This is a genomic window from Aeromicrobium sp. Leaf272, from assembly GCF_001422865.1.
Classification (GTDB): Bacteria; Actinomycetota; Actinomycetes; order Propionibacteriales; family Nocardioidaceae; genus Aeromicrobium.
Window position 1 is genome coordinate 91,478 of the sequence record NZ_LMMY01000010.1, and the last position, 6,897, is coordinate 98,374.

At 71.1% G+C, this 6,897-nt stretch carries 6 protein-coding genes; all 6 read left to right on the forward strand.

All coding sequences use genetic code 11. The features are described 5' to 3' along the window. Positions 1 to 64: 64 nt before the first annotated feature. On the forward strand, positions 65 to 1,624 hold the full coding sequence (locus tag ASF38_RS05715; protein WP_056574342.1) for a sugar ABC transporter ATP-binding protein: 1,560 nt from the start codon (positions 65 to 67) through the stop codon (positions 1,622 to 1,624). After that, on the forward strand, positions 1,621 to 2,667 hold the full coding sequence (locus ASF38_RS05720; RefSeq protein WP_055968807.1) for an ABC transporter permease: 1,047 nt from the start codon (positions 1,621 to 1,623) through the stop codon (positions 2,665 to 2,667). Before ASF38_RS05715 ends, ASF38_RS05720 begins: the two co-directional genes overlap by 4 nt. A gap of 18 nt (positions 2,668 to 2,685) precedes the next feature. Then, positions 2,686 to 3,729 (forward strand): substrate-binding domain-containing protein, encoded by a 1,044-nt coding sequence (locus tag ASF38_RS05725; protein ID WP_055968809.1) that lies wholly within the window; start codon positions 2,686 to 2,688, stop codon positions 3,727 to 3,729. 73 nt (positions 3,730 to 3,802) lie between these two features. Next, positions 3,803 to 5,020: a Gfo/Idh/MocA family protein gene (locus ASF38_RS05730; RefSeq protein ID WP_056552268.1), complete on the forward strand. Its 1,218-nt coding sequence runs from the start codon at positions 3,803 to 3,805 to the stop codon at positions 5,018 to 5,020. Positions 5,021 to 5,022: 2 nt separating this feature from the next. Next, positions 5,023 to 6,030: a sugar phosphate isomerase/epimerase gene (locus ASF38_RS05735; protein ID WP_055968812.1), complete on the forward strand. Its 1,008-nt coding sequence runs from the start codon at positions 5,023 to 5,025 to the stop codon at positions 6,028 to 6,030. A 70-nt stretch (positions 6,031 to 6,100) separates the two neighbouring features. Then, entirely contained in the window at positions 6,101 to 6,739 is a 639-nt protein-coding gene (locus tag ASF38_RS05740) for a DinB family protein (protein ID WP_082480474.1), read from the forward strand. Positions 6,740 to 6,897 lie beyond the last annotated feature (158 nt).

Here is a 6,897-nt window from a genome sequence, read left to right on the forward strand (position 1 = left end):
ATAAGTCGAACACAATCAGACTTTTGCTTGACGAGCAACAAAAGAGGTGACTAGGGTCACAGCCATGCCCACCCCCCAGGCACCGCCCCTGCTCGAGATGCGCGGGATCGTCAAGGAGTTCCCCGGAGTCCGGGCGCTCGACGGCGTCGACCTCGTCGTGCGCGCCGGCGAGGTGCACTGCCTCCTGGGCCAGAACGGTGCGGGCAAGTCGACGCTCATCAAGGTGCTCGCCGGCGCGCACGGCGTGGACGCCGGCACCATCACCTGGCGCGGCGAGGACGTGACGTTCGCGGGCCCACAGGCCGCGCTCGACACCGGCATCGCCACCATCTACCAGGAGCTCGACCTCGTCGACGGCCTGAGCGTCGCGGACAACATCTTCCTCGGCCACGAGATGTCCCGCGGCGGCGTCACCCGCACCGTCGAGGCGAATCGGGCCGCCCGCGCCCTTCTCGAGCGCCTCGGCCACGCGGAGATCCGACCCGGTCGCGAGGTGGGCAGCCTCTCGGCCGCCGGCAAGCAGATCGTCTCCATGGCCCGTGCGCTCTCGCGCGACGCCCAGGTCATCGTCATGGACGAGCCGTCCGCCGTGCTCGACCCCGACGAGGTCGACGGCCTCTTCCGCGTCGTCGAGGACCTGCGCGCAGCCGGGACGGCCATCATCTACATCTCCCACCGCCTCGAGGAGATCCGGCGCATCGGCGACCGGCTCACCGTCCTCAAGGACGGGCGCACCGTGGCCGGCGACCTGTCGGCGAAGGACACGCCCACGTCCGAGCTCATCACCCTCATGACCGGCCGCGAGGTCTCCTCCGTCTTCCCCGAGCGTCCCGTCGTCACCGGCACCGACCCGTTGCTGCGCGTCGAGGGGCTCTCCCGCACGGGCGAGTTCGAGGACGTCAGCTTCGACGTGCGGCCCGGCGAGGTCGTCGGGATCGCCGGCCTGGTCGGCGCGGGCCGCAGCGAGATCCTCGAGACCGTCTTCGGCGCCCGACGCGCCCACCGCGGCACCGTGACCGTCGACGGCTCCGACCTGCGGAACGGCTCCGTGCCGGCGGCGGTCCGCGCCGGCATCGGCCTGTGCCCCGAGGAGCGCAAGTCCCAGGGTCTGGTGCTCGACGACCTCGTCTACCGCAACGTCTCGCTCGCGAGCCTCGGTCGCTTCGCGCGGCTCGGCGTCAGCACGGAGGGCGAGGAGCTCGCCGCCGCCCACGCCGCCACGCGCTCGGTCGACGTCCGCCCCGACGCCCCCACCCGCGTCGTGCGCACGCTGTCGGGCGGGAACCAGCAGAAGGTCGTCCTGGCCCGCTGGCTGCTGCGCGGCTGCAAGGTGCTGCTGCTCGACGAGCCCACCCGCGGCGTCGACGTCGGCGCGCGGGCCGAGATCTACGCGCTCGTGCGCACGCTCGCCGACGAGGGTGTCGCCGTCGTCGTGGTCTCGAGCGACCTCGACGAGGTGATCGGTCTGTCGCACCGCGTGCTCGTCCTGGCCGACGGCCGCGTCGTCCACCACTCCCCCGCCGACGCGATCGACGCGTCCGGCGTCCTCGAACGCATCCTCGCCGTGCACGAGCACGGTGCGGACCATCCGACCACGACCGACCAGAGAGGCGACGTCGCGTGACCGTCACCCCCGATCCCTCAGGCAGCACCGCCCACGACAGCGGGAAGGACCCGGCCCTCTCGGTCCCGGCCCCCTCCCGCCGGTCGATGTCCGGGGGCTCCGGCCTCGGCCGCAACCTCGGCCTCGTCGTCGCGCTCCTGCTGCTGTGCATCATCGGCGTCGCGACGTCGGGCGAGCGCTTCGCGAGCGTCGACAACATGCTCACCGTGCTGCGCGCCGCGTCCGTCATCGGCGTCGTCTCCATCGGGATGACGTTCGTCATCACCGGCGGCGGCATCGACCTCTCCGTGGGCGCGATCGTGGCGCTCTCCTCGGTGTGGGCCACCACCACCGGCACGCAGGCCATGGCCGACGACATCGGCTGGGTCGCGATGGTCTTCGCCGCCGTGGTGGTGGGAGCCGCCTGCGGCGCGGTCAACGGGCTGCTGGTCGCGTACGGCCGCATCGTGCCCTTCATCGCCACCCTGGCGATGCTCGCCGCGGCCCGGGGCCTCGCGGAGATCATCTCCGACCGCAAGACCCAGATCATCCGGAACCAGGGCTTCACCGACCTCTTCGGCTCCGAGCCGCTCGGCATCCCCTTCATCGTCGTGATCTTCGTCGTGGTGGCGGCCGGCGGGTGGTTCCTGCTGAACCGCACGACCTTCGGCCGACGGACCTTCGCGGTCGGCGGCAACCCCGAGGCCGCGCGCCTGGCCGGCATCAAGGTCCAGCGCCACACCGTGTACCTCTACGCCCTGCTCGGAACCACGTGCGGCATCGCCGCCGTGATGCTCATGTCGCGCACCACCACCGGCACGTCGACGCACGGCCAGCTCTACGAGCTCGACGCCATCGCCGCCGTCGTGATCGGCGGCACGCTGCTCAGCGGCGGCCGCGGGACCGTGACCGGGACGCTCTTCGGCGTCCTGATCTTCACCGTCCTCACCAATGTCTTCACGCTCAACAACCTGTCGATCTCGGCCCAGGCCGTCGCCAAGGGCGTGATCATCGTGATCGCTGTGCTCCTGCAGCAGCGGATCGCGAACCGCACCACCACATAACCCCCACCCAGGAGTGTCATGACCACGATCCGCCCCCGCCGCCGCACGGTCGCCGCCTTCGGCGCCCTCGCTGCCGCCACGCTCGTCCTCGGCGCCTGCACCAACAGCTCCGACGACTCCGGCTCCACCGGAGCCAGCAAGAGCAACACCGACAACGACAAGTCCGGTGACACCGTCACCATCGGCTTCTCCGCCCCTGCGGCCGACCACGGCTGGATGGGTGCGATCACGAGCTCGGCGAAGGCCCAGGCCGAGCAGTACGACGACGTCGACCTGAAGGTCGCCGAGGGCACGAACGAGGTCGGCCTGCAGATCTCGCAGGTGGAGACCTTCATCAACGACAAGGTCGACGCGATCGTGCTGCTGCCGTTCGACGGTGCCGCCATGACGCCGGTCGCGCTCAAGGCGATGGAGGCCGGCATCCCGGTCATCAACGTCGACCGCGAGTTCGACTCCCCCTTCGCCGCCCGCACCACGGTGCTCGGCGACAACTACGGCATGGGCGTCTCGGCCGGCACCTACGTGTGCGAGCAGGCCGCGGGCGACGAGGACAAGGTCGTCGCGGAGATCGCGGGCATCGACTCCCTGCCCCTGACGCAGGAACGCTCGAAGGGCTTCTCCGACGCCCTGAAGAAGTGCGGCCTCGAGGTCGAGAACCGCGTCGCCGCCGAGTTCACGGTCGAGTCCGGCGAGCGCGTGGCCTCGAACCTGCTCCAGGCCGCCCCGAAGATCGACTACCTCTGGAACCACGACGACGACCAGGGTGTCGGCGTGCTCGCCGCGATCAAGAACGCCAACCGCGACGAGTTCGTCATGATCGGTGGCGCCGGCTCGGCCAACGTCATGCGCGACATCAAGGCTGACAACACGGTGCTCAAGGCGACGGTCATCTACCCGTCGACGCAGGCCGCCGACGGCATCAAGCTGGCGCGTCTGATCGCGCAGGGGAAGTCGATGTCCGACCTCGCCGAGGTGCAGGTTCCGCGCAAGGTGCAGCTGGCCGCCCCGGTCGTCACGAAGGACAACGTGGACGAGTACATGGACTCCGCCTTCGAGTCCTGAGCCCCACCACCCGGGCCCGCCCGCGCCGACTCCATGCGGTGCGGGCGGGCCTCCCTTCACGACGAGGACACACATGAGCGAGACGACGAACGGGCCCACGAAGGAGCCCACGAACGAGCCCAAGGATGAGCTCGGTGTCGCGATGGTGGGGTACGCCTTCATGGGCGCCGCGCACTCGCAGGCCTGGCGCACCGCCCCGGCCTTCTTCGACCTCCCCCGACGACCCCGCCTGGCCGCGATCTGCGGACGTGACGCCGACGCCGCGGGCGCCGTGGCCGACCGTTTCGGCTGGGAGTCCGTCGAGACCGACTGGCGTCGGCTCCTGGAGCGCGACGACATCGACGTCATCGACATCTGCACGCCGGGCGACACGCACGCGGAGATCGCGATCGCCGCCCTCGAGGCCGGCAAGCACGTCCTGTGCGAGAAGCCGCTGGCCAACACCGTCGAGGAGGCCGAGGCGATGGCCGAGGCCGCAGCGGCCGCGTCGGCCCGGGGCGTGCGCGCCATGGTGGGCTTCACCTACCGGAGGGTCCCCGCCGTCTCGCTGGCGCAGCGCATCGTGGCGTCGGGACGCCTCGGCACGATCCGGCACGTCCGTGGTCAGTACCTCCAGGACTGGCTGGTCGACGAGGACGCCCCGATGAGCTGGCGGCTGGACAAGAGCAAGGCCGGCTCGGGCGCGCTGGGCGACATCGGCGCCCACGTCATCGACATGGCCCAGTTCGTGACCGGCAGCGCCATCACGACCGTCAGCGGCCTGATGGAGACCTTCGTGACGAGCCGTCCGGTCGCGGGCGAGCGCGCGACGCTCGGCGGCACCGGCGGCTCGGGCGAGCGGGCCGACGTGACCGTCGACGACGCCGCCGCGTTCACCGCCCGCTTCGACGACGGCGCCCTCGGCGTGTTCGAGGCGACCCGGTTCGCCACGGGTCGCAAGAACGCCCTGCGCCTGGAGGTCAACGGCTCGCTCGGGTCGATCGCCTTCGACTTCGAGGACATGAACGTCCTCGAGCTGCACGACGCGACGCTGCCCGCCGAGGAGGCCGGGTTCCGCCGCATCCTCGTCACCGAGGCCGACCACCCCTACGTCGCCGCCTGGTGGCCCCCGGGCCACGGGCTCGGCTACGAGCACGGCTTCACCCACCAGGTCGTCGACCTGGTGCACCACATCGCCGAGGGCACCGACCCGGCCCCGTCGTTCGCCGACGGGCTCGCCGTGCAGCGGGTGCTCGCGGCCGTCGAGGCCAGCAGCGACGCAGCCGGCACCATCCAGAAGACGGGAGCATGACGATGGCACGACCGATCACGCTGTTCACCGGCCAGTGGGCCGACCTGCCCTTCGAGCAGGTGGCTGAGCTGGCCGCCGGCTGGGGCTACGACGGTCTGGAGATCGCCTGCTGGGGCGATCACCTCGACCCCTGGGCCGCCGTGGAGGACCCGGACTACATCGCGACGCGCAAGGAGATCCTCGACCGCCACGGTCTCCAGGTCTTCGCGATCTCCAACCACCTCAAGGGCCAGGCGGTCTGCGACGACCCGATCGACCAGCGCCACCAGGACATCGTCGGCTCGCGCGTGTGGGGCGACGGCGACCCCGAGGGCGTGCGTCAGCGCGCCGCGGAGGAGATGAAGAACACCGCCCGTGCGGCCCGGATGCTCGGCGTCGACACGGTGGTCGGCTTCACCGGCTCGTCGATCTGGAAGTACGTGGCCATGTTCCCGCCGGCCACGCAGGCCATGGTCGACGCGGGTTACCAGGACTTCGCGGACCGCTGGAACCCCATCCTCGACGTGTTCGACGAGGAGGGCGTGCGCTTCGCCCACGAGGTGCACCCCAGCGAGATCGCCTACGACTACTGGACCACGCAGCGGGCGCTGGAGGCCGTGGACCACAGGCCGGCGTTCGGGCTCAACTGGGACCCGTCGCACTTCGTGTGGCAGGAGCTCGACCCGCTCGGCTTCCTGTGGGACTTCCGCGAGCGGATCTACCACGTGGACTGCAAGGACGCGAAGAAGCAGGTGGGCAACGGACGCAACGGCATCCTCGGCTCCCACCTGCCGTGGGCCGACCCGCGACGCGGCTGGGACTTCGTGTCCACCGGTCGCGGTGACGTGCCGTGGGAGGCGTGCTTCCGCATGCTGAACACCATCGGCTACGACGGTCCGGTGTCGGTGGAGTGGGAGGACGCCGGCATGGACCGTCTGCTCGGGGCACCGGAGGCGCTGGAGTACGTGCGCCGCAACCTGTTCGACGCGCCGGACGCGGCGTTCGACGCGGCCTTCAGCTCCGGCGACTGACGGCACGGATCACCTGCCCACCGATCTCGGGGGACTCGACCCTGTCACCGCACGGTGGCAGGGTCGAGTCATGCCCGACCCCATCGGAAGCGACCCCGTCAAGAGCGACACCCTCAGGACCGACACCGTCAAGGACGACCTGCACCGCTACCTCCACGGGGCGCGCGACGCCCTGCGCTTCAAGATCGACGGGCTGGGTGAGCTCGACGCCCGCCGCAGCCTCACCCCCACCGGGCTCAGCCTGCTCGGTCTCGTGCACCACACGGCGGTCTGTGCGGCCGAGTACTTCGGCGTGGTCTTCGACCGGCCCTTCCCCGAGCCGACGCCCGACGTCGACGCCGACCCGCACGCCGACTTCGTGGTCCCGCCCGAGGTCTCGCTGGACGACGCGCTGGCCTACGTCGACCGTGCGTGGGCGCATGCCGACGCCACGATCGCGGCGCTCGCGATCGACGCCGAGGGGGCGGTGCCCTGGTGGAGCGGTCCGCGAGCCCGGGTCACGCTGCACCAGGCCCTGGTGCACATGATCGCCGAGGCCCACCGCCACGCCGGGCACGCGGACGTGCTGCGTGAGGGTCTCGACGGCTCCGCGGGCCTGCGCCCGGACTCCACCAACCTGCCCGAGGGCATGGACTGGGACGAGCACGTGGCACGGGTCGACCGCGTGGCCAACGCGGCAGCGGCGCGGGCCGTCGGACCCACGGCCTGAGGCGTCCGCTCAGGCCCAGGCGCCGAGCTTCTCGGGGTTGACCGTGATCCACACGTCGTGGATCACCTCGCGCACGTCGAAGGCGACCACACCGGCAACCTCGGACCCGCGTCGGACCAGCACGCCGGTGCGGCCCTCGACACCCACCGGCTCGAAGG

What these genes read in the sequence shown, in the direction of transcription:
- ASF38_RS05735 (WP_055968812.1), top strand. Translation starts at nt 5,023, where the DNA reads ATGGCACGACCGATCACGCTGTTCACCGGCCAGTGGGCCGACCTGCCC.
- ASF38_RS05730 (WP_056552268.1), top strand. Translation starts at nt 3,803, where the DNA reads ATGAGCGAGACGACGAACGGGCCCACGAAGGAGCCCACGAACGAGCCC.
- ASF38_RS05725 (WP_055968809.1), top strand. Translation starts at nt 2,686, where the DNA reads ATGACCACGATCCGCCCCCGCCGCCGCACGGTCGCCGCCTTCGGCGCC.
- ASF38_RS05740 (WP_082480474.1), top strand. Translation starts at nt 6,101, where the DNA reads ATGCCCGACCCCATCGGAAGCGACCCCGTCAAGAGCGACACCCTCAGG.
- ASF38_RS05715 (WP_056574342.1), top strand. Translation starts at nt 65, where the DNA reads ATGCCCACCCCCCAGGCACCGCCCCTGCTCGAGATGCGCGGGATCGTC.